General features: G+C 42.0%; 2 protein-coding genes. Both read right to left on the reverse strand.

Annotation, left to right across the window (positions count from 1 at the left end):
• Positions 1-368 precede the first annotated feature (368 nt).
• Complete coding sequence (locus BO222_RS12125; RefSeq protein ID WP_075821009.1) at positions 369-590, reverse strand: hypothetical protein; 222 nt, start codon at positions 588-590, stop codon at positions 369-371.
• Positions 587-997 (reverse strand): hypothetical protein, encoded by a 411-nt coding sequence (locus BO222_RS12130; protein WP_075821010.1) that lies wholly within the window; start codon positions 995-997, stop codon positions 587-589. The genes BO222_RS12125 and BO222_RS12130 overlap by 4 nt, the downstream gene beginning before the upstream one ends.
• Between the last annotated feature and the right edge of the window lie 134 nt (positions 998-1,131).

Below are 1,131 nucleotides of genomic sequence, written 5' to 3' on the forward strand. Positions count from 1 at the left end.
CGGTCTGTCAAGTGCTATATTCGGATAATTTATAAACTTTTGGAGCAACTCCACTGCTTGTGTTAAAAATCAAAAAAACGAGGAGCGAATTCCGCATGGAAGACACTCCTTAACTTAACGACATTGCAGAAAATCTCGAAAAAAAACAACAGAAACAAAAACAGTAACTAACAGGAAACAGAAAACGCAAAACAAACAGAAAATATATCAAGCAGCAGCCAAAACCCCACCAGCAAAACACTTCAGCATAAGTAACATAAGCAAATCCACAAAATCAAAAATAATCAAAACGCAAAAAGACCGGCATCAAAAGATACCGGCCTCAGGCATTACAATTGTTCAAACATTTCCTTAAATTCTATCTTTTGTCAAATTCTGTCTTTTTTATCCTCTTTAAAGGAAAAGGCAAAAAGCATCACCAGCATTCCCACGCCAAAGATCAGACCAAGCCACCATCTTGAAGAAAGTTCCTTAGCCGCAGTATGAGCGTTCTGTTCTTTTGTTGGATAGACTTTGTCCTTTAAAACAACAGTAACCGGGGATTTAGGCTGTCTGTCTGCTGACTGATTCCAGTCACTGACAACAATCACCGCTCCAAGCTTAGAAGCCGATCCAGCTTCGGTATTGACCTTTTCATTATAGACAGTAATTTCCATTCGAAAATCGCTGATCCCAACAATGGAAGACTTTTAGAATCCACCACGCTGACCTGCAGATGATAGGCGTACGTGCCTGGTCTTTCAAAGGCAATCGCAGGCATGATTCCATTATTTCCTGCTGCTATCCGGATCTGGTCCGATGCCGGAGCAGGCGCATCATCCAGTAGACTCAGCACAAAAAGCACTTCACCTTTAGGTGCAGGAACACCTTCTGTTTTCACCTGGACAGGAATAGAAACATCCAGCGATTCGCTGTGCGCATGAACCATACCCGTACTCTGATTCATCACAAAAAGGGATAGGAAGATGGCAAGCCATGATATGAATTTATTTCTCATGATCTTCCTCCTCGTATTGTATGAGAGTAATCAGAAACCAATGAGTCTCCAACAAGTGGTGTTTCATTGAACTAACCCCCATGGGGGTTAGTTCAATGAAATCGCCGCCTGACTCATGGCTGAGTTGCTAACAT

It is taken from the genome of Ileibacterium valens (genome assembly GCF_001945525.1).
Taxonomy (GTDB): domain Bacteria; phylum Bacillota_I; class Bacilli_A; order Erysipelotrichales; family Erysipelotrichaceae; genus Ileibacterium; species Ileibacterium valens.

What these genes read in the sequence shown, in the direction of transcription:
- BO222_RS12130 (WP_075821010.1), bottom strand. Translation starts at nt 997, where the DNA reads ATGAGAAATAAATTCATATCATGGCTTGCCATCTTCCTATCCCTTTTT.